Source organism: Geomonas sp. Red32 (assembly GCF_023652955.1).
Classification (GTDB): Bacteria; Desulfobacterota; Desulfuromonadia; order Geobacterales; family Geobacteraceae; genus Geomonas.
On sequence record NZ_JAKLOY010000008.1, the window covers coordinates 1 to 25,679 of the forward strand.

Annotated in this window: 18 protein-coding genes and 2 pseudogenes; 7 read left to right on the plus strand and 13 right to left on the minus strand. The window is 60.4% G+C overall.

Annotated features, from left to right (window positions below; all coding sequences use genetic code 11):
* Together L4X63_RS18460 and L4X63_RS18465 are read left to right on the plus strand one after the other, a co-directional pair.
* Positions 1-274, plus strand: a pseudogene (locus L4X63_RS18460) (cytochrome C); the annotation flags it as partial.
* Between the two features lie 108 nt (positions 275-382).
* On the plus strand, positions 383-3,208 hold the full coding sequence (locus tag L4X63_RS18465) for a cytochrome c3 family protein (protein ID WP_250680135.1): 2,826 nt from the start codon (positions 383-385) through the stop codon (positions 3,206-3,208).
* Positions 3,209-3,936: 728 nt separating this feature from the next.
* On the opposite strand, the gene L4X63_RS18470 is transcribed toward L4X63_RS18465, so the two are convergent.
* The 12 genes from L4X63_RS18470 to L4X63_RS18525 all read right to left on the minus strand — a co-directional run bounded on the left by L4X63_RS18470 (position 3,937) and on the right by L4X63_RS18525 (position 17,096).
* Positions 3,937-7,083, minus strand: a complete 3,147-nt coding sequence (locus L4X63_RS18470) for an efflux RND transporter permease subunit (protein WP_250680136.1) — start codon at positions 7,081-7,083, stop codon at positions 3,937-3,939.
* Positions 7,084-7,123: 40 nt separating this feature from the next.
* Positions 7,124-8,503: an efflux RND transporter periplasmic adaptor subunit gene (locus L4X63_RS18475; protein WP_250680137.1), complete on the minus strand. Its 1,380-nt coding sequence runs from the start codon at positions 8,501-8,503 to the stop codon at positions 7,124-7,126.
* Positions 8,504-8,554: 51 nt separating this feature from the next.
* On the minus strand, positions 8,555-9,829 hold the full coding sequence (locus L4X63_RS18480) for a TolC family protein (protein ID WP_250680138.1): 1,275 nt from the start codon (positions 9,827-9,829) through the stop codon (positions 8,555-8,557).
* A 200-nt stretch (positions 9,830-10,029) separates the two neighbouring features.
* Positions 10,030-11,388: a sigma-54-dependent transcriptional regulator gene (locus L4X63_RS18485; protein WP_250680139.1), complete on the minus strand. Its 1,359-nt coding sequence runs from the start codon at positions 11,386-11,388 to the stop codon at positions 10,030-10,032.
* Positions 11,385-12,485 (minus strand): sensor histidine kinase, encoded by a 1,101-nt coding sequence (locus tag L4X63_RS18490; RefSeq protein ID WP_250680140.1) that lies wholly within the window; start codon positions 12,483-12,485, stop codon positions 11,385-11,387. The genes L4X63_RS18485 and L4X63_RS18490 overlap by 4 nt, the downstream gene beginning before the upstream one ends.
* An 11-nt stretch (positions 12,486-12,496) precedes the next feature.
* Entirely contained in the window at positions 12,497-12,949 is a 453-nt protein-coding gene (locus L4X63_RS18495) for a hypothetical protein (protein ID WP_250680141.1), read from the minus strand.
* Between the two features lie 66 nt (positions 12,950-13,015).
* On the minus strand, positions 13,016-13,561 hold the full coding sequence (locus L4X63_RS18500) for a M23 family metallopeptidase (RefSeq protein WP_502799926.1): 546 nt from the start codon (positions 13,559-13,561) through the stop codon (positions 13,016-13,018).
* A gap of 104 nt (positions 13,562-13,665) precedes the next feature.
* Positions 13,666-14,331, minus strand: coding sequence for an ABC transporter ATP-binding protein (locus tag L4X63_RS18505; protein WP_250680143.1), 666 nt, complete (start codon positions 14,329-14,331; stop codon positions 13,666-13,668).
* Positions 14,332-14,346: 15 nt separating this feature from the next.
* Complete coding sequence (locus L4X63_RS18510) at positions 14,347-15,507, minus strand: ABC transporter permease (protein ID WP_250680144.1); 1,161 nt, start codon at positions 15,505-15,507, stop codon at positions 14,347-14,349.
* A gap of 25 nt (positions 15,508-15,532) precedes the next feature.
* Positions 15,533-16,006: a DUF2318 domain-containing protein gene (locus L4X63_RS18515; RefSeq protein WP_250680145.1), complete on the minus strand. Its 474-nt coding sequence runs from the start codon at positions 16,004-16,006 to the stop codon at positions 15,533-15,535.
* A gap of 12 nt (positions 16,007-16,018) precedes the next feature.
* Positions 16,019-16,429: a heavy-metal-associated domain-containing protein gene (locus L4X63_RS18520; RefSeq protein ID WP_250680146.1), complete on the minus strand. Its 411-nt coding sequence runs from the start codon at positions 16,427-16,429 to the stop codon at positions 16,019-16,021.
* Positions 16,430-16,826: 397 nt separating this feature from the next.
* On the minus strand, positions 16,827-17,096 hold the full coding sequence (locus L4X63_RS18525; protein WP_250680147.1) for a coiled-coil domain-containing protein: 270 nt from the start codon (positions 17,094-17,096) through the stop codon (positions 16,827-16,829).
* A 1,189-nt stretch (positions 17,097-18,285) separates the two neighbouring features.
* Here L4X63_RS18525 and L4X63_RS18530 point away from each other — a divergent pair.
* From L4X63_RS18530 to L4X63_RS18540, 3 genes are all read left to right on the plus strand, one after another.
* Positions 18,286-18,603 (plus strand): hypothetical protein, encoded by a 318-nt coding sequence (locus L4X63_RS18530; RefSeq protein ID WP_250680148.1) that lies wholly within the window; start codon positions 18,286-18,288, stop codon positions 18,601-18,603.
* Between the two features lie 144 nt (positions 18,604-18,747).
* Positions 18,748-19,728 carry an HD-GYP domain-containing protein gene (locus tag L4X63_RS18535; RefSeq protein ID WP_250680149.1) on the plus strand — a complete coding sequence of 327 codons (981 nt, stop codon included), beginning with the start codon at positions 18,748-18,750 and terminating at the stop codon, positions 19,726-19,728.
* 201 nt (positions 19,729-19,929) lie between these two features.
* Positions 19,930-20,265, plus strand: a complete 336-nt coding sequence (locus L4X63_RS18540; RefSeq protein WP_250680150.1) for a hypothetical protein — start codon at positions 19,930-19,932, stop codon at positions 20,263-20,265.
* 213 nt (positions 20,266-20,478) lie between these two features.
* Here the strand turns inward: L4X63_RS18540 and L4X63_RS18545 are convergent, their stop codons facing one another.
* Positions 20,479-21,015, minus strand: a complete 537-nt coding sequence (locus L4X63_RS18545; protein WP_250680151.1) for an outer membrane beta-barrel protein — start codon at positions 21,013-21,015, stop codon at positions 20,479-20,481.
* Between the two features lie 344 nt (positions 21,016-21,359).
* Between L4X63_RS18545 and L4X63_RS24030 the strand changes: the two are divergent.
* Both L4X63_RS24030 and L4X63_RS18555 read left to right on the plus strand, forming a co-directional pair.
* Positions 21,360-22,220: pseudogene (locus L4X63_RS24030) on the plus strand (alpha-amylase family glycosyl hydrolase); the annotation flags it as partial.
* 1,378 nt (positions 22,221-23,598) lie between these two features.
* Positions 23,599-25,653, plus strand: a complete 2,055-nt coding sequence (locus L4X63_RS18555) for a bacteriohemerythrin (protein WP_250680153.1) — start codon at positions 23,599-23,601, stop codon at positions 25,651-25,653.
* Positions 25,654-25,679: the final 26 nt, after the last annotated feature.

Genomic DNA, 25,679 nt, shown 5'->3' on the forward strand with positions numbered 1-25,679 from the left:
CACCAACGTCGACACCACCGGCACCACCCAGGGCGTGTACAACACCGTGACCCGCGCTGCCGGCGGCAAGAAGATCGTCGACAACCTCTACGGCACCAACATCATGACCTGCGCTACCTGCCACGAGGTCCACAACAAAGAGAACGCTACCCAGGACCCGTTCACCGATGGCGTGACCAGGACCCAGCTCGGCAAGACCGTTACCGCTCCGAACTACTTCCTGTACGCCAAAGAGAGCAACTCGCTCATCTGCCTCTCCTGCCACGTGAAGTAATGGTGCGCCGCTTAGGCGGCCCGCCCGCCTCTCCTCCGGATGCCCGCAGGGAGGCAGATAAGCAAAAGAACCCGAGATCTTACTTATTATGAAAAGGGGATAGATAAAATGAGAAAAGGACTGGCAACATTGGTCTGTCTTACCCTGGTAGCGGTCGTATGGGCGTGGGCTGCCACCGCCTACTCGACCTACTGGGTAGAGACCAAGACTACCACCCTCGGTGGTAGCATCGAGGTGGCCAACAACACCGCGCTTTCCGGTGTCGGCGCCATCCGGTTCACCAGCTTCACCACCGCCAATGCCGTTCCGGTCACCGTTACCCCGGATAGCGGCTACAAGATTTCCACCGTCACCGTCGACAACGTCGCCCAGACCGTGCCGGCCACCGGCGCATACACCTACAACGGCCTGCAGACTCCCGATCATACCGTGAAGATCGTCGCCGGCTTCGTGGGCGCCAACGCCGCCACCTCCGCCGCCAAGACCTGGCAGCTCCAGCTGCAAAACGGCAGCGCCGGCGGCACCATTTCCGGCGCCGGGCACACCCTGACCACTTACGGCATGAAGATGTACAACTTCTCCGACACCACCGCGATCCCGGTCACCGTTACCCCGGCCACCGGCTTCTACGTGTCGAGCCTGTACGTCAACAGCGTGCTGCAGTCCAGCTTCCCCACCACCGGCGGTACCTACACCGTCGATCCGTCGCAGACCGGCAAGGTCTTCAACGTGACCGCCAACTACAAGAAGCAGGTCAACGTGGTGACCACCAACACCAGCAGCCCGCTGGCCGCCAACGGCATCCTCCCGGTTAACCCGAAGGTCGCCTACGGCAACGACGTCAAGCTGATCGTTGCTCCGATGGCTCCCTACAACACCGTGACCGCCATCAGCGTGACCGGTTCCACCTACACCGCCATCTCCATGGTCGACAGCCAGGGCAACACCGCTGCTCCGTTCAAGGGCTCCGTGGTGGTGACCATCTCCAACGTAACCGGCCCGCTGAACATCTCCTACGCCGCCGGTACCGACAACACCGGCCAGATGGGCGGCTGCACCAACACCTGCCACCTGTCCGCTTCCGCCGCGGTGCAGGCCGTTCCGGCTCAGTGGGGCGCGTCGCTGCACAAGGCCAATGCCATCGATTGCGTCACCTGCCACCAGACCATGCCTGGCCCGGTGTTGACCTCCGCCAACAATTGCGAAACCTGCCACGGCGGTGGTGATAAGCAGGGAGCTCCGACGGTCAACTTCCTGAACGGCGTACACTGGACCAACCAGATGAACACCTTCACCAATGCTACGACCGCCAACGCCTACCTCATATCGGTGGAGGGGCCGAACGGCCCGGATGTCGGGCAGTGGAGCATGGACTGCACCAACAACTGCCACTTCAAACCCACTACCGTCGGAAAGGACGCCTGCCTCGCCTGCCATAACCAGCACCGTCCGGAAACCGGGCTACCGGCCGACGCCACAGCGCCCAATGCCATCTTCTTCGCCTATTCGACGCTCCCCTCCTCGGGGACGGTACCGGGGGTCGACGCCAATGGCAACCCGACCACCGAATCTCTCCAGTTTGGCTACTGGAGGCATGACACCGGCTGCGTCAAGTGCCACCACCAGGGGAACGGCGAAGGTAACGCCCCGAATCTCCTCGACAACAGCGACTTCCCGGCCGCTCCGCACTTCGATGCAACCGGCACCGGCGTCGCCTTCATGAACGCGGGCAACACCTGCGCTACCTGCCATGGGCACAACAACTCGATCAACGTCGACTACGGGCAGTCCGCCCATGGCGATGTCACCTCGTCCGCCTGGGCCGAGGGGGGGAGCGGTACTCCCTGCGTCAGGTGCCATACCACCCAGGGCTTCATCAACTACTCCACCTTCAAGGTGGTGACCCCGATCGCGGCGACCAAGTCGGTCCTTTCCTGCAACGGCTGCCACACCAGCACCGACATGGCCTACTCCCCCTTCGGCAACCTGACCACCGTCAACGGCGTGACCGGCAGCCTTCGCAAGATTGCCGCCTACCCCGCCGTCTACACCCAGAGCGGCAGCGCCAACGTCTCCTTCCAGTTCCCCGACGTCGGGCCGTCCAACCTCTGCATCCCCTGCCATTCCGGTAGGGTGAGCGGCAAGAACATCCAGGGCCTGACCTCCAACATGGCCAACACCGGCTTCAAAAATTCGCACTACAAGGCTGCGGCAGGCATCCTCTACAAGTCGGTCGGCTTCGAGTTCTACACCTCGACCAGCAACCCGATGTACACCGACCCCGCCACTAACACCGTATACTTCGAGCACTCCCTCATCGGCTCCACCGGCGCCAATGCCGACGGCGTCACCGCACCGGGAACCGGTAGCCTCGGCCCCTGCGTTGGTTGCCACCTCCTCAACGGCCCGGGTCACACCCTGAAGATTTTCACCAGGGACACCACCGGTGCCGTGACCGCGATCAACAACACCATCTGCGTCGGCTGCCACGCCGGCGACCCGGGCGCCCTTGACTTCTCCACCGATCTCACCCAGCTGAACGGCCAGATCAACGGGTTCCAGGCGTCCCTGGGCGCCCTGCAGGCCCTGCTCCAGTCCAAGGGGATCTACTACAACAGCGCGGTGTACCCGTACTTCTTCAAGGATGCGAGCTACAACACCACCACCGGCACCACTTCCGACTGGACGCTGGGCACCAACGACAACGCCCAAGGGAAGATGAACATGGGTGCAGCCTTCAACCTGAACCTGTTGACGAGAGAGCCGGGGGCATACGCCCACAACCGGTTCTACGCCAAGCGACTGATCTTCGATGCCATCGACTGGCTGCAAAACGGCAGCCTCACCGGAACCATCGACGTCACCCAAATCCAGCAGATCCCGGCATTCGACGCTAATGCCGCAGCCGACTATCTCGGCACCACCAGGCCGTAGATCTCCTTGCAGTAACTGCCATAGGCCCCGCCTCGAAAGAGGCGGGGTTTTTTTTGTCTGCACCGCCGGCCGCTGCCCAGGAGCTTGCCTCCCAAGGGCGGTCTCACCCCTGTGGTGGCATCAGAGGCCATCGTCGCGATGTAGTTCGCCGTCCGGGCTCAAGTAAAGGTAAGAGTTGAGGGTCGAGATGGTGAGGGGAATCACCCCGGACCTCCGGGAGGTCGACGAGGTTACAGTGGTCGAGGCGGCCTTGCCAGTACCATCATCGTTGCCTTGCCAGTACCATCATCGTTGCCTTGCCAACGCCATCATCATTGCCCTGCCAACCTTATCTGTCCGGGCTAAGGGTGCCAGGGCTGGCTCCACCGAAGGGGAATTTACCCATGACCGCGCCCTCACCTGCGACGGAATGGGCGATGCAGGGGGAAGCGGAGGTCGAAAAACGACATGAGGGGGATGTAGAGGAGGGAACCTGCTCCTGCGAAAACCGCATCTCTTCCTTGGCGGCGGTGAGCCTTCCCGCTTTATTCCGGCCCGGCACAAGCATCGCTGGAGCATCAACAAGTCGCTGCTGCGCAAAAAGGCCCGCAACCATGTGTGATTGCGGGCCTCCAGGTATCGAACCTGCTTTTAACAGTTACTACAACTGGCTCTTATTCCCTCCCCTCGTGGAGGGGAACCTTTGATCGGGGCAAGGAGGGGAAATGCCAGTGGTCAAATCCCGGCGGTCAGTGCTTCATCCCCGAGTACTTCAATTTCCCTTTCTTCAGGTCGTGCTTCTTCATCAGCACGAAGATGACCGGCGTCATGATCAACACGTGCACCGCCGAGGAGATCATGCCTCCGATCATGGGGGCGGCAATCGGCTTCATGACGTCGGCGCCGGTGCCGCTCGACCACATGATCGGGATCAGGCCGATCAGGGCCACGGCTACCGTCATTAGCTTGGGCCGCAGGCGGAGAACCGCTCCTTCGAAGGTGGCGTCGTAGATATCCTGCTCGGTCACCGGCCCTTTCAGAAGCTTCCGGTCCAGGGCCTCGTGCAGATAGATGACCATGACCACCCCGGTCTCGACGGCGATGCCGTAAAGGGCGATGAAACCGACCCAGACCGCAACCGACATGTTATATCCCAGCGCCTTGACCAGGTAGACGCCGCCCACCAAGGCGAAGGGAACCGAGAGCATGACCATGCTCGCCTCCAGCGCCGAGTGGAAGGTGAAGTAGAGCAGGATGAAGATGATCAGGATGCCGGCCGGCACCAGGATCTGCAGCCTGGCCTTGGCCCGCACCTGGTTTTCCCACTGTCCCGACCAGGCGACGTAGTACCCCGGGGGAAGCTTCAACTGCTTCTCAAGCACAGTCTTGGCCTCCCCGACGAAGCCTCCCATGTCGCGCCCCCGCACGTTCAGGAAGACGATCGAGCGGAGGAGCCCCCCTTCGCTGTTGATTTCCGGGGCCCCGGTAGAGACCTTGATTTTGGTGACCAGCGACATCGGCACCTGGACCGGCGTGTCGCCGTTCATGCCCGAGACGAGCATCCGCTGGATGGCCGGGATGTCCCCCCTGAGGTCGCGCATGTAGCGCAACCGGATCGGGAAACGATTGCGGGCTTCCACTGCGGTGGTGAGCATCTCCCCGCCGAGAGCGGTGCTGATGATATCCTGGACATCGCCGACCTTGACGCCGTAGCGGGCCGCCGCCTCGCGGTCGACGTCGATGTCGACGTAGTTGCCCCCGGTCACCCTCTCGGCCACCACGTCAGCCGCACCCGGCACCGTCTTGAGGATACCCTCGGCCTGGACCGCCAGGTCCTTCAGCACGTTCAGGTCGTTGCCGAAGATCTTTACCCCGAGGTCGGTACGGACCCCGGTGGAGAGCATGTTGATCCGGTTGATGATCGGCTGGGTCCAGCCGTTACGCACCCCGATCTGCTGGAGCTTGCCGTCCAGTTCCGACACGATGTCGGCCTTGGTGATGCCGGGGCGCCACTTGCTCTTATCCTTCAGGATGATGATGGTCTCGAACATGGAGACCGGCGCCGGGTCGGTGGAGGTCTCGGCGCGCCCCACCTTTCCGAGCACATGCTCCACCTCGGGGACGCTCTTGATGATGGTGTCCTGCACCTGGATCAGCCGCTTAGCCTCGGTGATCGAGATATTGGGGAGGGTCACCGGCATGTAGAGGAGACTTCCCTCGTCGAGAGGAGGCATGAACTCGCTTCCGATCGACATGAACATCGGGATGGCAACGGCGAGCGCGATGACGTTCAGGAAGATGGTGGTCTTCTTCCACTTCAGCACCCAGCGGATGACGGGCGAGTAGAGCTTGATGAAAAAAAGCGACACCGGGTTCGAGCTTTCCGGCGGCATCTTCCCCCGCATCAAGAAGAACATGAGGACCGGCACCAGGGTGATGGCGATAAACGCCGACCCCATCATGGAGAAGGTCTTGGTGAAGGCGAGCGGATGAAAAAGCTTCCCTTCCTGCCCTTCCAGCATGAAGACCGGGACGAAGGAAAGGATGATGATGGCCAGCGAGAAGAAGATGGCGCGGCCGACCTGCTTGGCGCTGGCGATGATGACCTCCAGGCGCTTCTCATTGCGCTCCTCCGGGGGCATCTCGGACAGGTGCCGGTAGCAGTTCTCCACCATGATGACCCCGGCATCGACCAGCACCCCGATGGCAATGGCGATCCCCCCGAGCGACATGATGTTGGAGCTGACCCCCATGAGTTTCATGGTGATGAAGGAGATCAGCACGGAGATCGGGAGGGTGAGCACGATGACCAGGGCGCTCTGGAAATGGAGGAGGAAGACCAGGATCACCAGCGAGACGACGATCGACTCCTCGGTCAGCGCATGTTTCAGGGTTTCGATGGCGCGCTCGATCAGGTCGCTTCTGTCGTAGGAGACCATGATCTTCACCCCGGGAGGAAGCCCCTTCTCAAGAGAGTGGATCTTCTCCTTGACCCGGTCGATGACGTCCTTGGCGTTTTCTCCGTAGCGCATGACCACGATCCCGCCTACCGCCTCACCCTGGCCGTTCATGTCGAGGAGGCCCCGGCGGATCGCCCCGCCCATCTGGACGGTGCCGAGGTTTTTCACGTAGATCGGGGTCCCCCGCGAGTCGGCCCCCACCACGATGTTCTCCAGGTCGGCGGGCGACTTCACGTACCCGGTGCCGCGGATCAGGTACTCGGCGTCGGCATGTTCCATGAGCCCGCCGCCTACGTCGTTGTTGGATCGCTTAACGGCCTCCATCACCTGTCCCACCGTCACGTTGTAGGAGAAGAGACGATTGGGGTCGAGGTCGATCTGGTATTCGCGCACGAAGCCGCCGATGGAGGCGACCTCGGCCACGCCGGGTACCGTGTTGAGCTGGTAGCGGACGAACCAGTCCTGGAGGGTCCGCAACTGTTCGAGGTCGTACCCTTTTCCTTCCAGGGTGTACCAGAATACGTGGCCGACGCCGGTGCCGTCGGGTCCGAGCGTCGGGGTGACCCCCGAAGGGAGGAGCGAGGCGGCGTAATTCAGGCGCTCGAGGACGCGGGTCCTCGCCCAGTAGATGTCGGCCTTGTCGTCGAAGATCACGTAGATCATCGAGAAGCCGAAGGCGGAGGAGGCGCGGACCGCCTTCACCATGGGAAGCCCCTGCAGGTTCACCGCCAGCGGATAGGTGACCTGGTCCTCGACGACCTGCGGGGACCGGCCGGGGTAGTCGGTGAAGACGATCACCTGGTTGTCGGAGAGGTCCGGGATGGCGTCCACCGGGGTCTTGTAGACCGACCAGACGCCCCAGGCGATGATGAGGGCGAAGAGCATCAAGATGATGATGCGGTTCCTCGCGGAGTAGTCGATTATTTTCTCGATCATGGATACTATCCTTAGTTCGGTGGTTTCTGGTTGCGGATGACTACATCTTCATGTCGTTCATATCCATGCCGCCGTTCTTTTTCGGAGCCGGTCCCGCCGGAGGTTTCGCCCCCCCTTTGTCGTCCATCTTCATCCCCGGCATGCTCTCGTGGCCGCCGCCACTGCCCCCTTTGAGCTGGGCCTCCGAATCGATCAGGTAGCCGCCGGAGGAAGCCACCTTCTCCCCGTCGTTTAGCCCGGAAAGGATCTGGATGTTGGTGCCGTCGCGGTACCCGACCTGGACGTCACGCTGTTCGAACATCCCGGGCTTGGTCTCGACCCAGACGACGTGGCGGGTACCGGTATCGATCACCGCGCCGGTCGGGAGCACGATGGACGATGCCAGCGGCACCTTGAGGGAAGCGTTGACGAACATGTCCGGCTTGAGCTTCAGGCCCGGGTTCGGAAGCTCGACCCGCACCTTGACGGTTCGGGTCTTCGGGTCCAGGAACGGGTAGATGAAGGAGACCCTCCCGTGGAAGATCTTGCCGGGATAGGACTGGGAGACGATCTCGGCCCGTTGCCCCACCTTGATGTTCGGGAAGTCGTTCTCGTAGACCTCCGCCTCGACCCAGACCGTCGAAAGATCGGCGACGTTGAAGAGCGGATCCCCCACGTTCACGTATTGCCCCTGCTGGACGACCTTTTCGATCACCACACCGGAGAGAGGGGTGTAGATCGAGAGCCGGATGTTCGGCTCCCCGCCCTTCTCGAGCCGGGCGATCTGCTCGTCCTTCACCCCTAAGAGCTTCAGGCGCTGGCGAGCCGAGGTAACGAGCCCCTCCCCGCCCTGGGAAATGGCCTGGATGGTGGAGCTCTTGAACTGCTCGCGGCTTTTGAGGGCCAGCAGGTATTCCTGCTGGGCGGCAACCAGGTCGGGGGAATAGATCTCCGCCACCGGCTTCCCTTTGGAGACGTAGGCCCCGACCGTGGTGACGTAGAGCCGGTCCAGCCGGCCCGCCACCCAGGAGGTCACCTTACCCTGCCGGGACTGGTCGTACTGGACGATGCCGACGGCATTGATGTCCTTGGAAAGCGGCATCGACTTCGCGACCGTGGTCGCCACGTTGGCCATCACCATCTGGGTGGGCGAGAGAGATACGTGCCCGAGCATCGCCGCATCCGGCCCTCCCGCCTGCTGGGCTCCCCCTTCCACCTTCTTGATGAGCGCCATCCCGCAGATGGGGCAGGTCCCGGGCTTGTCCTTGATGATGAAGGGGTGCATGGCGCAGGTGTAAAGAACCTTCCCTTGCTCTCCCTGCTTGGCCTCCTGCCCCCCCTTGGTCCCGTTCCCGTGCGACCAGAGGTAGTAACCTCCCGCGCCCCCAACGACCAAGATGGCTATCGCCGCCGTTACCGCAATCGTTTTCTTCGAATCCATGGTTACCCTCGCTGTATGGAAATTGAATCCGTATCCTTTAGTGGTGCGCCGTTACTGCAGGCTCTTCCCTACCAACGCTTCGAGCTGGGCCTGTTTCATCTGGTAGTCGGCCATCGAGTCGTAGAGCTCGCGTTCGTAGTTGAAGAGCGTCACCCTGCTGTCGAGGAGGGTGAGGAAATCGACCTTGTTCACCCGGTAGCCGATGGTGGCCGATTCCAGCGCCTGCTCTGCCTGGGGGATGATGCCGGTCTTGTAGAGGTCGATCAGCTTCCGCCTCCGCTCCATCTGCGCCAGGAGGTCGGCGATGCCGGCCTCTATCGTGTTTCGTGCGGCCCTGAGGTCCTCGGTGCTCATGTTCACCTCGGATGACGCCTCGGCGACCATCGCCTGGCGCCGCTCCTTGCGGACCGGAAGATTGAAGGTGACCCCGAGCGAGTACATGTCGTCCCCGTTGCTTCCCATGGCGGGGTCGCGCTGCATGTATTCGAAGGAGACGTTGAAGTCCGGGTAGGACTCCTTGCGAGCCAGCTTTACCCCGGCCTCGCTCTTCTCGATCTGTGCCTTGAGGCTTTTCAGCAGGGGACGGTTATCGAATGCCATCGCCTTAAGCTGCTCGGCGGTGAGGGCGGGAGGTTTGATGTCGAAATCGGGGACCGCCCCGACGGGAGTATCGGCCGGACGGTACAGGAGCGCATTGAGGTTTGCCTGCAGGGTCTTCCGCTGCTGATCGAGGGTGATCCGCATGTCCAGCATCTTGGAGCGCTCCACCTGCGCCTTGAAGATATCCTGCTGGGCCCCCTGCCCGACCGAGTACTTGTTCTCCGCGAGGGCGACGAAATCGTCCATCAGCTTGATGTTACGGTCCACGATGGCGGCCGCCCGGTCGGTGAAATAGATCTGGTAATACGCCTCGCTTACCATCCTCCTCAGCTCGAGTTTCCGCTCGTCGACCTGCCAGCGGTAGGAATCGGCCTCCTTGGCGGCCATCTCGGCTTTCAGGTCGCGCTTGCCGAAGTACGGGAGCTGCTGCGAGATCCCGATCACCTTCTGGGTCATGGAATCCTTGCTCAAGTTGAGCGGATCGTTGACCAGCCCGTTCTGGATCTTCAGCATCAGCATGGGGTCGTCGAAGGCCCGCGCCTGGACGATGCGGCTCTCGAACGCCCGCCATCGGGCATCGGAACTTTTCAGGTCGGGATTGTTGGCCAGGGCCTGGTCGATGAGAGGAGGAAGCTTTTCCGCTGCCAGGTTCCCTTCCGCCATCACCGGCTGGATGATGAGGGAAGAAAACAGCAAGGTCAGAGAGATGGTGGACCGGGGATTCATGACTGCTCCTTAATAGCTGATGTCGCCCAATGCACTACACATGGCATGCCAGCCCTGCAACCCACCGTTATATAACGGGACACAGGGCTGGCACCGGCAAGTCCGTTGGAGAATATCTGACAGTAGGGGCGAATATTCTACGAAAAGGTAAGTCCATTTTATTCGTATCGGCTAAGAGTTTCGCACCCTTGAGCCCTTAATCAACCGCGGGCGGGAAGGGCGATCCCGAACTTTTCGATCCGGTAGATCAAGGTGTGGCGGGGAATTCTCAGGAAGCGGGCCGCGGCGGTCTGGTTCCAGGAGTTTCGCTCCAGCGCCTCCACTACCACCTCCCTCTCCAACTGTTCGAGAGAATACCCCTCGTCGGGCAGCCTGATCAGTGCGTGGGCCAGGGGCCTGCTTTCACAGAACTTTTCGGGCAATTCCCCGGCGGTGATCACATCCCCCTCCCGCATGATGAGGAGCCGCTCGACGGTGTTTTCCAGTTCCCGCACGTTGCCGGGCCACGAGTACATCACCAGCATCTCCAGCGCTTCCTTGTCGAAGCTTACCTTGTCGGCGCCGCTTTTGTTGCAGAAATACTTGATCAGCAGCGGGATGTCCCTGCGACGCTCGCGCAACGCGGGAAGGTGGATCGGGATAACCGAAAGCCGGTAGTAGATGTCTTCCCGGAATCGCCCCTCGGCGATGGCCTTGCCGGGGTCGATGTTGGTAGCGGAAACCACCCTTACGTCAATCTTCTGCGGTGCGGTCCCCCCTACCGGCTCGACTTCCCGTTCCTGGAGGGCCCTTAAAAGCTTCGGTTGCAGCTCGATGGGGAGCTCGCCGACCTCGTCCAGGAAAAGGGTGCCGCCGTCGGCGGCCTGGAATTTCCCCATCTTGTCCTTCACCGCCCCGGTGAAGGCCCCCTTGAGGTGGCCGAAGAGCTCGCTCTCCAGAAGATCCCGGGGAATGGCGGCGCAGTTGATGGCAACGAAGGGGCCGTTTTTGCGCGAGCTGTTGGCGTGCAGGCTACGGGCGATGAGCTCCTTGCCGGTTCCGGACTCGCCGGTGATCATGACCGGAGCCTCGGTGTCGGCCACTTTCCGGACCACGTCGAAGACCTTCTCCATTTCTTTGGAGGTGCCGACGATGCTCTTTAGATCGGAGCGGTCGGAAAGCTCCCCCTTGAGGCGCTTGTTCTCCTGGGCCATCCCGCTGAACTTCAGGGCTTTGCGCACGGTCAGTTTCAGCTCCTCGCGGTTGAAGGGCTTGGTGATGTAGTCGTGGGCTCCGGCCTTCATGGCCTCGACGGCGATATCCACCGAACCGAAAGCGGTGATGATGATGACCAGCGTCTCGGGAGAGCGCTCCTTGATGGACTTCAGCACCATGAGGCCGTCCATCCCCTGCATCTTCATGTCGGTGATGACCAGGCTCGGCTGATCCTGGCCGAACCAGTAGAGCCCTTCCTCCCCCGACGATGCGGTCCGGACCTCGTACCCCTCCTCCTGGAGGTTGTATTCCAACACCCGCCGCAGCGAGTTGTCGTCGTCGATGACGAGAACTTTCTGTTTCATGCCATTTCTCCTCGTTGAACCGGTAAGCGGACGGTAACCGTGGAACCTTTCCCCTCGGTGCTCTCCACCTGGAGCTGCCCGCCGTGTCCCTCCACGATCCTCTTGGTGACGGCCAAGCCGAGGCCGGTACCGTCTGGTTTGGTAGTGAAAAAGGGCTCGAAGATCTTCTCGCGGACGGCGGGGTCGATCCCCGCACCATTGTCTGCGAAGGCTATTTCGCACCACCGGTCGTCAGTCGTAGTGGTGATGGCAACCGTTCCCCCGGCGGGGGAGGCCTGGAGAGCATTCAGAATGATGTTCAGGAATGCCTGGCGGAGTTTCTCTCCGTCCGCCTTGATCACCACCGGGACCGGCGGCGGGTGCACCGACACGGCGATGTCCCGCTTGGCCGCCTCGCTGGCAACCAGGGTCGCGATGGTCTCCAATTCGTCCTGAACGTGGCAGGGGCCGAAGTCAGTCGGCTGAGGCCGGGCCATGCGCAGGAAATCCTCGACCACGTGGTTAAGCCGCTCGGTCTCCTTGAGCTGGATCTCGATGAACTCGTGTTTCGGGGTCCCCGGAGGATAGTCGTCCTTCAGGATCTCGGCCGTGCCCCGGATCGAGCCGAGCGGATTGCGGATCTCGTGAGCCAGCACTGCGGCCATCTCGCCCAGCGTGGAGAGTTTCTCGGCCCGCCGCAGCTGCTCCTCGATGACCATGATCCGCTCGGACTGGGTCCGCAGCTTGCGGTAGGAATCCTCGAGACCATCGGCCGTCTTTTGCAGTTCCTTCGCCCGCTCCCGCTCACGCTGGGACAATAGCCCCGTCAGACCTCCTACCGCGTTGTAAAGAAGGAGCTCCATGTACTTTTCCATCTCCATGGTCATGTGCCCCCCCCACTGGAACAGGATGTGGGGGATGTACACCACGCTGACCAGGATCGAGCAGAGAAGCCCGCCCCTGATGCCGTACCATAATGCGGCAAGGATGATGGGGAGATAGTAAAGCCTCTGGAAAATGTCGTGCAGATAGGGAAACTGCAAAGGGGTCAGGTAGTGAAGCAGGCTGATGCCAACCACCGAAACAACCAACAGCAAAGGTTTGAGAATTGAACCCACAGGACCTCTCCTCACATCAAAACGATCATGGGAACCATCATGAGGATCATCATCCCCGCTCCCCACCATCCCCAGTGACTGCCGAAATGGTGCGAGAAGAACCCGTGGTCGTGGCTCGAGTCTACCACAGTGGCCTTGACCTGGTAGTCGATCCAATCGTCATCATCCCCTGCGCCCGCGATACCAATCGCCACCCGATACTCCCCCGGTTTGGCGAAACGCCAGGAGTCGACGTACTGGCCGTCGAGGACATCGACGTCGCGATCCAGTATCGGCTCCGCTTGATCCCCCTGGAATACCTGGAGCGTGACCTCCCTATCCGTGACCCTCGCACCGTCCTGCTCGAGGGTCATCTTCAGTTGGACCTCGCTGCCGGCATCCGGGGTGTCCGGCGTCAGTACCACCGTGGTTTTCATCCCCTGACGGGTAAAACTCTGCTCCATGGCCAACACCACCGTAGGCATCAACAGGAGAAACACGAACACGCCTAATAACTTCAACTGATGCTCCTTTGGTGCCGTCACCTGGCGTCACCCTCCCAGTCCGCCGTTACTCGTCTTTATGCGCTGGAGGATCGACTGCACCGCCTCGTCCATTTTCTTTTCCAGGACTTCCCTCTCCCGGAGCCCCAAGGCCGATGGCAGCGGCGGGGCCTCTCCCTCGGCCTTGGCCACCGCGACCTCCGGCTGGATGGGACGTCCACCCGGAATCCTCTCATAGTGGACGTGTGGTCCGGTGGACCTGCCACTGTTGCCGGAAAAGGCGATCACCGTGCCGGCTTCCACCTCCTGTCCGGTGCGGACGGAGACCGTGGAGTTGTGGCCATAGAGAGTTCGGTCGCCGTTGGGGTGCTCGATAATCACCGCCGCTCCATAGCCGGGCTTTTCTCCGGCGAAGACGACTTTTCCCTTGTGGGTCGCATGCACCGGAGTCCCTACCGGAACGGCGATGTCGATCCCCCGGTGAAAGACCATCTTGCCGCTTCCGAACGGATCGAGCCTCCACCCCACCCCAGAGGTGATGGTGCCGGCCACCGGCAGGTCGAGGCCGGCGAAGGCAGTGACAGGCAAGAGCACGAGCAAGAGAGAAAGCAACCATCTGGCAGCATCCGGAAACCGGCTTAACCGGCCGTACCGGCCCCAACCTTCGCCCCTGCACCGCTGAGACAAGGTAAGCGGCACTACACCACCACCCCGTCCCGGATCTGGATGGTCCGGTCGGAGTAGGCCCCGTTCTCCGGGTTATGGGTGACCATCACCACCGTCTGTCCGGCCTCGTTCAGCTCCCGGAAAAGCGCCATCACCTCTTCGCTCGTGCTGGTATCGAGGTTCCCGGTCGGCTCGTCGGCAAGGAGGATGTGCGGGTTGGTTACTATCGCCCGGGCAATGGCCACCCGCTCCTGCTCCCCTCCCGAAAGCTGGTTGGGAAGTCGGTCCACCTTCCCCCCCAGCCCCACGCGCTCCAGGGCCTTATGGGCGGCCTCCCTTTTGGCGGCCTTCTTCATCTTCACGATGGCCAGGGGAAGCATGACGTTCTCCAGCGCGGTAAGGAAGGGTATCAGGTGGAACGACTGGAAGACGAATCCCAGATGCCGCGCCCGGAAATCGGCCAGCTTTTCGCCGGGGAGCTGGTAGAGGTTCACCCCTGCCATCTCCACTTCGCCGGCGGTGGGGTGGTTCATCCCGCCCAGGATCGAGAGGAGCGTGCTCTTCCCGGAACCCGACTTTCCCATGATGGTCACAAACTCGCCCGCCTCGATGGCAAGGTCCACCCCTTTGAGGGCGTCGACCTTCTCGTTGCCACTGGCATAGCTTTTCTTGAGACCGCGTATCGCAATGATCGGCATGTCATTTCCTCACAATTAAAGGGCTCGCAGGGCCTCGGTGGGATCCATGCGGCTGGCGCGGAGCGCGGGATAGAGACTCGCAATGAGCCCGAGCGTCACGGCAAGCGCGATGGAACCGGCGGCCACGTAAGGGTCCCAGATAAGGTGCGCATTTTTCGTTTCCGCCATCAGCGGCAGGGCCAGCTTCGCCCCTCCCATGCCGGCACCGTAGCCGATGAACCCGGCAAAGAGGCTGACCAGGGCGGCTTCCAGCAGGATGATCCTCATGATGTGGCTCTTCCTGAACCCGATGGCCCGGAAGACGCCGATCTCGGTGGTGCGTTCGTTGACGTTCCCCATCATGGTCACGAAGACGACCAGCGAACCGATGAGGACCACCACGCCGGCCATCGCGTAGGAAAACCGCTTGAACTGGTCGAGCGCCTTGAGCCTCCCCTCGACCACCTGCTGGATGGCGGAGACCTTGGTGTCCGGAAGGAGCTCGGCCATCTGGTTCACCATGTCGCCGATCGGGCATCCCGAACAGAGCGCGGCGACCTCGACCAGGCTGACCTTCCCTTCCTTCCCGAGCATGCGCTGGGCCTTGGCAAGCTGGGCGAAGACCAGGGCGTCGTCCTGCGAGCCGGTCTGGTCCAGCACCCCCGCCACCTTGAAGGTTTCACCCTTGATGGCGATGCTGTCCCCGGTGCTGGCGTTGAGCACCTTGGATGCGTCGCTCCCCAGGAGAACCTCGTGGTCGGTTTTCGGGGCGTCACCGAAGATGTTCCACCACTGCTTCATCTTCAATTCGCTGGCGAAGTCCACTCCCACCAGCAGAACGTCGTGCCCCTGGACCTTGACCCCACCCAGGACCTTCGGGGAGATCGCGGAGATGTTCCTGCGGTTCTTGATGGTCTTGATACGCGAGAGATCGGCTTCGCGGATCTCGTGCTGGTCGAAGGTGACGCCTCCCAGGCTGATGCCCCCATAGGTCAAAGAAAGGCCGTTACTTTGGGGGGTGATGAGGATGTTGGCCCCGAACTCGTCCATCTTCCGCTCTATGTCGCTCGACATGGAACGGGTAAGGGTGACCAGGGTGACGATGGTGGCCACTCCCACCGCCAGCCCCACGGTCAGAAAAACCATCTTGGCCTTGCGGCGCCTGAGATTGTTGATCGATATGGTGTGCAGTTTCATCCCGGAACTCTCCCCCGCATCCGTGTTAGAAGAAGCGCGCCCCGGTCCTAAGGTCGGCAACGGTAATGGTGACCGCACTGGAAGTGGTCTTGCTGGGAACATAGGAGGGATTGCACCCGCCTACCGCGTGGGGGCCGATCTGGTTGATGGCGAAGAGCCGGCGGCAATTCTGGCATTCCAGCTTGTCCCCTTTCTGCTCGTACCCTTTTTTGGAGGCGAAGCAGGTGTCGCAGGCGTCGAAGGCGGTGTGGTAGCTGCCGTCGCTCCCCTTGGCAACCACGAAGGAGATCGCTTTGCCCCCGTCATCGAACCGGTAAAAATGAGCCTTTCCGTCCGCTACTTTGGAAAGGGGAATGCTCACCACGCCGCTGGCGGCCTTTACCTGCTGGGCCTTTCCCATTCCCGGGAAGCTGAAGGCGAAGGCCGTGACCACCGTCACCAGTACCGCTACCACCATTGCCGCCACCACTGCTGTTTTCTTCGAGTTCGTCGTTGCCATCTGTTGCTCCTTTTAAGGTTTTTTGGTGCCACACCCTTCTCTACCGGCGCAGCATCCGGTAGGTATGCCCACACTCTTGCCGTAGGTTGCCTTGTACTGTTCCGCACTCATAATTTCGGCCACCGTGCTGGGGAAGCCGGCCGCGGTTACCCGAGCCGCGAGGGATTGGGGACTGGTTTTTTTCCGGTCGTAACCGACCATCACGACACCGGCATCGAGGTCGGTCTCGGTGGCGGCTACTCCAGGAAGCGTCTGCAGGGCGGAGGAGATCTTGTCGGAGCAGGCGCCGCAGGTCATGCCGGCCGTTTTAAGGATGGCAACCGAATCGGCGGAGCCCCCCACTCTCACCTTGAAAGCCAGGACCACCAGAAGGGTGACGGCGGCAAAGACAATAACGCCGGTGGAAAAATGCCTCATTTTCATCCCCTCCTCCTGTCAGGCCGTTGATGAGCCTGGTGCGATCCCGGTTTCCGGCCCGCCCGCCTATCTATCAATTCCCGTGCCAGCTCGGCCAGTACCGCTAAAACTGTATAATTTCGATATGTTATATTTTTACGAGAACGCCGGTGGGTGACGAAAAACAAAGAAGGATGGAGAATATTCGCGGCTGTTGCAGAATATTCTACGGAGGAGCTCCTCCCTGCCCTAGCAAGGACCAGGGAGCTATTTCCGGCCTGCCGTTCGATGTGGAGGTGGGGGAAATAGCCTTGGAGGGCAACTTTGAGACGGCGCTCAATCTGGACCGGACAAAGCTCTTTAACCAATCCCCAAAAAAAAAGGCCCGATGGAGTCGGGCCTTTTCACTGCTGCAGGTGGAAGATTAAGGTTTGGTGGTCAAAGAGTCAAGCATATCGTTGGCTTCCTTGAGTTTGTCCTGCAGCTTTTTCAACTCTTCAGCGCTGTATTCCTTGTTGCCCTTTTTGACCTCAGTCTTGAGCCTTTTGATCTTCTGCTGAATGGTTTCAGCCTGCATGGCGCACTGGCGCACCCCTTCTTTGGTGTCCATGTTCATGTGTTCGTGGTCTGCTGCCAATACCGGCATAGCCCCAAACAATCCCAGCACCATAACCGCAATAGCAATCCTTTTCATCCTTTGCCTCCTGTTGGGTTAGAGAAGAAGGGTGTCCTCTCCTCCGGTTGTTGAACCTCGGAACTGAACGAGGTCCAGTAGACCATAACATGCGATGATTTCAAGGGAGGGGGCTTCCGGCAATTAAATTATATTGCGCCAATCATAACCCGGAATTACTCCTCCATAATCAATGCGTGTGCCCGCCATGACCACCGTAAGCTCGCGAATCCTCCGAATGGGACGAGTGGTCACTGCCGTTCATGTAATCGTTCATAGCGCAGCCCGATGCAAGAGCAACCAACATTACCATGGCCACCAGGGCGAATACCTTTTTCATTACCTATCCTCCATCCACACTGAATTAAACTGACGGCCTGGCGGTGCCATTTTTGTGCCATAACCAGATCGGACTGTTTTACAGTGAGTTAGGCCGGTTACGGTAGTGACAACCCGTAGATTTCAGGAAGAATATCCTCCACGCATGCCGAATATTAAACAGGTCATGGCAAAGAATATATCGTGGTTGGTTTTTACGGCCGAGTTCCCAAGCCAAAGCGTCAAAGGCGGGTAGGAGCATTCCCTTTCCAGGTTCTAATGCCATACAAATTTATTCCGATCCCGCTCGCCTGAAGAGCCAACAAGCCTGGGCGTCCCAGTTGAAAGGCGACTACAGCGAGCAGTACCGCCGACAGCGTCCAAAAGTAGAAGGAGCAGCGGCGGCCTCTGGCATTGAGAACCGATCCGGCTAGAGAACTGGCGACTCCGCCCCATTCGAACATTGTAATTGCGCTACTGGTGATAATTGGCATGAATCCTCCCTGGTACGAGCACAGGACTCTATCAATTAATGTGCCAAAATCGGACTCCACGCCCAGTTACCCCTTAATGCGCTTGGCTGCTGGTTTTGCGACTGCCGGAGAGATCCCGTAGCCTTCCTCTTCAATAGGGGCGACCCGGTGATACGTCAAACAATTGACAACTTGCGAGGGGGGGGGGAAAAGGGTGCCCGGAGAAAATTCTCGAATTTCCAGGCTGGCGGTGAAGGATATTCTCGAACCGGCGCCCGCCCCGGACCTCCTGTCCCGGCTACATCATCTAGTGTTTCCGGATACTTACACGATAAACACGGAGTTTGGCACGCTCGTCGCTATAGGTCAGGGCATGAAGGCTGCGGCCTCACAACAACCGGACAACAAGGAGCAAGAAAATGAAAAAGAACATGATCGTTGGTGCAACCCTGGCAATCGCTATCCTTACCACCGGCGCGGTATCCGCATTCGCGGCGGGCTCCTGCTGCGACGGCGGCAAATGCGTCAAAGAGCAGGCGGCCCTGCAGACCAACCAGGATACGGCGAAGATCGCGAGTGCCATCAAGGCCAAAGAGGTCGAACTCCGCGGTCTGTACGGCTACGACAGCTTCGACTCCGCCAAGGTCAGCGCGCTCGAGAACGACATCAAGAACCTCAAGGGCCAACTCCACCAGGCCGCTGACCACAACGGCGTCCCCTCCTGCTGCCAGAGCTAAGCCCTAAAGCACCCCCGCCGCTGAACACAGATACGGCAGCCTGCCGAGCGCGACACGAAGAGCGCTCAGCAAAGCTGCCGTTCTGCTTTTCCGGGGACAACTTTGACGAGATGGGTATGCTATCCTTTGCCAGGGAGGGCGGCCATGAGCACTGCAAACGACACTCGTACCAAGACGGTGATACTCGCCTCCACCATCGTTGCCATTGCCCTGCTTCATTATCTGACACCGACAGAATCTCACACCTATCACAAGCTCCACATCGTCCTGCGAAAGCTCTACTTTCTCCCACCGGTGATGGCTGCGGCCTGGTTCGGCCTGAGAAAGGCGTGCCTCACCGCGCTGGTGGTGAGCGTCCTCTTCGTCATTCATGCCTTTGTGGACTGGCCCAGCAATTACATGGAGCAGGCAAACCAGGTCGGCGAACTGGCCGGATTTTGGCTGGCGGCGGTGGTCCCCGGGTGGTTGTTCGACCGGCAGCGTACACTTCTCAGGCAACTCGCCCAAGCCAACGAGGAAACCATCCTCGGCCTGGTTTCGGCCCTGGACCTTCGTGAGCGGCACACTCATTACCATTCTCAACGGGTCCGGAATTACACCGAGCTCCTCGCCACCAGGCACGGCCTGGACCAGAGCACGATACGGGAGATCGGTTTGGGGGCCCTTCTCCACGACGTCGGAAAGATTGCGGTTCCCGACCAGATCCTGCTTAAAGAGTCCAGGCTGTCCGAGGCGGAATGGGTGGAAATGCGAAAGCACCCCGAGGCAGGCTACCGGATCCTGAAGAAGATCGCTTTTCTGAAGGGCGCGGCCGAGATGGTGTACAGCCACCACGAGCGCTACGACGGTAGTGGTTACCCGCGCGGGCAAAAAGGAGACGAGATCCCTCTGGGTGCCCGGCTCTTCATGGTGGCCGACGTGTACGACGCCCTTACCTCGCAGCGCCCATACAAACCGCCACTTTCCCACGAAGAAGCGGTGCAGATGATCGGTGAGGAGACCAATTCCCACTTCGACCCGGCGGTGGTTCAAACCTTCATGGCCATCGCGCCCGGCGACTTTCGTTCCATTGCCGAACGCTACCGGGACACCGATTCCGCTACCCCGTTGCAACCGGCGGCCTGATCCCCCTCTCCTGCGGCAGAGAATGATTGGTGCAAAAGGATCGCCGCGGGGTGCAGGCATTTGCACCGAAAGCCCCATCCGTTCGGCACAAGCGGCTGCCAATATCGTTGTTTTTTCAGCATGTTGGCAGCCGCTACACAACATGGCACACACCGTGTATTTCCTCCGGGTGTCACACCAATAAAGCCCGGAGGAAAATCGATGAAAAAAACAGTACTGTTTGTGGTAGCCATGATGGCCGTTCTTTCCGTTGCAGGTCAGTCGTTCGCACGAGGCGGTGGAATGAGCGGTGGAATGAGCGGGGGGATGGGACAGGCGGGCTTCTCCGGCCAGTCTTCGCCGATGACGACCGAAACTGGCATGGGGATGTCGGGCATGCACACGGAGATGCACACGGGCATGCAGCAAGGCACCATGCAGATGCCGGCTGCCGCGTCCCCGGGCAGCCAGGGAGAAACCGCCGGGAGCACGGCAAGTGCGGCCAGTAACCAGGGCACCGCAACCACGACTACCCCCCAAACGGTCACCACGAATTAATACTCTGCGGAATTCGGACAGCGAAGGGATTTTCAAAGGAGGAAAACAATGTTAAGAATTTCAGCCCTGCTACTGTTGCTGCTGGCCGCCTCGGCCTTGAGCGGCTGCATGGGAATGATGCACCCGATGTAACGAGATGACGGATGGGTGCCGTCTGGGCCCGGTGCTGGCAACCAGCACCGGGAAGCCCTCGGCCTGCACCTGCGGGGTGCCCTAGAAATGGTAGGACATCCCAATCCCCGTGGAGAGATAGCCCCCTTCGACGATGTGATAGTGAAGGTTGACCAGGGCGCCGAACTGCCGGTCCAGCATGTACTCCGCCCCACCGCCGACAACCCCGCCGAACCTGGTCGAGCTCCGGGACGGGAGATCGGCGGACGGTTTCCAGTCGTCGAAGCTCACCTCCAGGCCTCCCTGGGCGAAGGCGGCAAGTTTTGGGTCGATGCTGGGGAGCGGAAAATAGTAGCGGGCCCCGAGGTCAAGCGGGACCCTGGTGCCTGCCACGTTCATCCCACCCTGGTCGGTACTGGACCGGTAGTACGACAGATCCACCCGGCCCTGAAGGTTGTTGAGAAACTCGTAGCCGCCTCCCACGCTTACCCCGATCTGTCCCCCCAGGCCATCAAAGGACTCGGACCCGTAGTTGAGGCTTGCCTCGACTGAGGTGTCACCTTCCTTCCCGAATGCCTGGCCCGAGGCCAGCACCCACCCCACCATGACGACCATGATAACCTTCTTGGTTCCCCTCATTTTCCCTCCCTCTGTATCGACCCGCCGGGTCTGAATTTGATGAAATCGGTATCTGGCCCTGAAAGCAACGATCGCACCAGGGCCGCACCCGCCTGTTTATTAACGTTTTTCTGTTAACATCACCACTCTTGGTTGCCGCAGGATCCAAGAAAATTCCACAGCCGCTGTTGGATATTCAACACATAATCCGTCGTTCGCTGTTCCCCTCTTATTGCTGTGATATACTCACTCAGTTTTGGGTCACTACTTGAAAAGGAGGGTATGGCATGTTCGATTTATCGAAGGCAGGAGCGCAGGTCGACAAGAGTAACAATACCGTGAAATTCTCACTTTTTCTCCCCAGCATGACTTCGCCACCTTTTTCCGTGCGGGTGCTGTACATCGCCAAGCAGGACCAGTTCGACAAGGCAGTTCCATCTACCGCGGTGGATTTGCAGCCGGCTCAGAGTCAGGGAACGTGGGGTCAGCTCTCCCAATGCTTGTGGGAAAGCGCCCCCCAGCCGGTCAAACAGAACACGACCTATCTCTACCGCTACGAAATCACCGGCCCTGCCAAAAACGGCGGCGGAAACGTCCATTCCATCTTCCTCGGCGACCCCTGCGCCCGGGAAACCTCGAGCGGGGTCTTCTCGGTCTTCTCCACCAACGACTCCCCCTTCCCGTGGGAAGATCAAAGCTTCAAGGTCCCCTCCATCAAGGACGCCATAATCTACGAGCTCAATGTCTCCGAGTTCAACCGGAACTTCCCCGGCATCGTCGACCGGCTTCCCTACCTCAAGAGCCTCGGGGTCAACGTGCTGGAATTACTACCGGTAACGAGCGTGCACGACGAGTGCAACTGGGGCTACATGCCGATGTTTTACTTCTCGCCGGAGGAGAGGTTCGGCGGTCCGCAGGCGCTGAAACAGCTGGTGAACGAGAGCCACAAGGCAGGCATCGCGGTGATCCTGGACATGGTGTATGCCCACACCGACGGCCAGTTCCACTACCAAAGCGGATACGACCGCTTCTTCGATCTCTGGAGAGACGACCAATACACCGATCCGGCGGGAGCTACCCATTATTCCCCGAACCCCATCGTCTCCGGCTGGTCCCGCTTCGGTCATAAAAGCGACTTCAGAATGCGCTCCACCATGGAGTTCTACAAGGCCATCAACAGGTACTGGATCGAGGAGTTCCATGTCGACGGTTTCAGATACGATCACGTCAACGGCTTTCTCGACACCGCCCCTCCCCTGGACCGTGACGGCAACCCCGACTTCGATTCCTACCGGCCGACCTTCAAGTCCCTCCAGGAGCTCACCAAGGATACCTACCAGCTCTCCAAAGGGATCGGCAGGTTCAAAGGCCCCAACGGGATCTCGCACCTGATTCAGATAGCGGAGGATCTCAGCAAGGGCTCGTATCAGCTCGCGCCGGTCTCGGCCAGTGCCATCAACGGCTGCTGGGAGGAAACCGTCTTCGAGGCGAGCACGGACATGGCTATTTACGATTGTCTCAACGGCTCGTACCTGAATGAGCTGCTCTTGTCGGATTCCAGGTGGGACGCGGTGAAACCTACCAAGAACGTGGATGGCGACGAGATCCCCGTCTCTCCGATCCTCTACAACAACTGCCACGACAAGTCGCACCTCATGTACCGGATCGACCGGAAGAAGAAGTGGGATGACACCGGCTTCGACTATCCGGGCGACCCCGACTGGACACGGCTTCAACCGTACGCGATAGCCCTGCTGACTGCGGTCGGGACTCCGATGTTATGGGAGGGGGAGGAATTCAGGGAGGCCTACGGCCTGCCCAACGATGGGCAGTGCAGGGTCAGAGGCACGAGGCCGATCTGCTGGGAATACTTCTACAGCCAGCTCGAGCTCCCGGGATCTCCGGTAGTCTTGCCACTGACCAGCCTGTATCGTTGCCTGGGCGCGCTCAGGATGCAGTACGCTGCGCTGAGAGGTCCGCGGGACAACGCGAAGAAGGAGATCGAGGATTTCAACCGGAAGACGGTGGTTTTCAGGAGATGGCTCAACAGCGAGGTCTTCGTTATCGCCATCAATTTCTCCTGTAATACCGTCCATCTCGATATCCCCTTCGGGCACGCGGGTAAGTGGACAGACGAGCTGGAGAAGGCGATGAAACGAGCGGTCAACGACACTACACCCCCCTGCGAGATAAACGTCACCGACCCGTCCAAACCTGCCGGAGTCGACATCCCGTCCAACTTTGGAAGGATCTTTAAGTTCAGCGATTAGCGCTGCCGGAAAAGGGCCTGAAAGGGAAAGGCTCGGAAGAATCGAACGCTACGAATCAAGGCGCTGCGGTGCCAACAGAGATGAATAAAGAAGGCTCAGGGGCTTCCCCCCCTGGGCCTTCGCCGTTCCGGCCGGGCGCTCAGTGGTTGATGCTGAAGAGTTGTGGAGCCCCCATTGATCTAGCCGCGGATCTCTCTCAAGAAAACGACGCCAAAACCGATACGATAACAATACCGGCCTTTCCCTCAGACGGCAGCGCCCACATTACATACATCTAATCCTTTCATGCGGCCCTTACCAGAGGTCGAAAGAGATCTTCTAGCGGAGACGATCCATGAAATTCAAAAAGTACAGACATTGGTCCATCCAGAATAAGGTTCTCGCTATCCCGTTGATCGGGCTGATCGCCACCCTGATCGGCACCGAATGCTTGGTCATCCCCTTCATGGTCCACAGGATCCTGGAGAGCAGGAAGGTGGAGACCCAACACGTGGTCGAGGTCGCCTACGGCTTCCTGGCCGGCTACGACCAGCTGGTGAAAAACGGGAAACTCGACCTCGCCTCGGCACAGGCGGACAGCATCGCGGCGGTCAAGGCGCTTCGCTACGGGAAAGGGGGATACTTCTGGATCAACGACCTGACACCAAAGATGGTTGTTCACCCGAACAAGCCCGAGCTCGACGGCAAGGACCTGACCGACAACAGGGATCCGGCCGATAAGCATCTCTTCGTCGACTTCGTGAAGGTCTGCAAGGACAAGGGGGCGGGGTTCGTCGAGTACATGTGGCCCAAGCCCGAAGGCGAGAAACCGCTCCCCAAAATCTCTTACGTCAAGCTCTTCGCCCCCTGGGGATGGGTCATCGGCAGCGGCGTCTATATGGAGGACGTCATGCAGGAGGCCGCCGCCCTCAAGTGGTGGATTCATGCAGCGGCGATGGCCCTGTCGCTGATGCTGCTCCTTCTCTCCTACTCGGTCGGGCGCGGCATCACCCGCCCCCTCGCCGCGGTCATCGGGCAACTCAAGGAGATGACCCAGGGGAACGCCGACCTGACCCAAAGGATCCCGATAACCCGCCAGGACGAGTCCGGCGAGCTCGCCAAGGCGTTCAACGGTTTCCTCGATAACCTGCAAGCGGTGATCGGCAACGTCCGCAAATGCTCCACCAACGTGGCGGAGGCGGCCTTCGACATCCGGAAGCGTACCGAGGAGATGACCGCCGGGGCCGAGCTAGTGGCAGGAGAGGCGGCGGGCGTAGCCACCGCGGGAGAGGAAATGGCGGCGACCGCCGGCGTGATCGCCAATAACTGCATGATGGCGGTCGACTCCTCGCGAACCACCGCCTCCTACGCGCAGGAAGGGCGTCAGGTGGTGGATAATACCATCGCCGTCATGGGCCAGATCGCCCGGCAGGTTGAGAGCTCGGCGACCACGGTCGGGGTGCTCGGGGATCGCTCCCACCAGATCGGCGACATCATCGGCACCATCGAGGACATCGCCGACCAGACGAACCTCCTGGCTTTGAACGCCGCCATCGAGGCTGCGCGGGCGGGCGAGCAGGGACGCGGCTTTGCTGTGGTGGCGGACGAGGTCCGTTCACTTGCCGTGCGTACCACCAAGGCGACCCAGGAGATCACCGGGATGATCAAGGCCATCCAGCAGGAGACCCAGGGGGCCGTCGAGGCCATGAACCAGGGGGTGCTCCAAGTGCAGGAGGGAACCGAGGAGGCGGCCCGTTCCGGCTCCTCGCTGGGGCAGATCCTCGCCCAGGTGGACCAGGTCACCTCCCAGATCAACCAGATCGCGCAGGCGGCCGGCGAGCAGACCTCCACCACCTCCGAGATCAGCGCCAACATCGACCGGATCACCGGCCTGGCCGGACGCGAGTGCGAACAGGCGACGAGCCTCGCCCAGGCCGCCGCGGAGCTGAACCGGCTGGCCGAGGAGATGATCAGCTCGATCAACCACTTCCAGACCATCATCAAGTGGAACAACTGGATGTCGGTCCAGGTGCCCCAGTTCGACGATGCGCACAAGAAGCTGATCGCGATGATCGGGGAGCTGAACGACGCCTTCACCCGCGGCCACGGAGACCGGGAGATCATCCGGATACTTTCGGGACTTGCCACCTACTGCGTCGAGCACTTCGGCGACGAAGAGCGGCTCATGGTCCAGCACCGCTATCCCGATTACGAGCTGCACAAGAAGATCCACGACACCTTCGTGCAGAAGGTCCAGGAGACCATCGTCGACTTCGAGAACCACCGCGTCTCCCCGGCCACCATCATGGACCTTTTGAGCGGCTGGCTCATGGGGCACATCCTCAAGGTGGACAAGGAGTACACCGAGTTCTTCACGAAAAAGCTCCACCTCAAGCGGCAGGCCGCCTAAGCCGGCTACCGTACGCCGCACTGCCA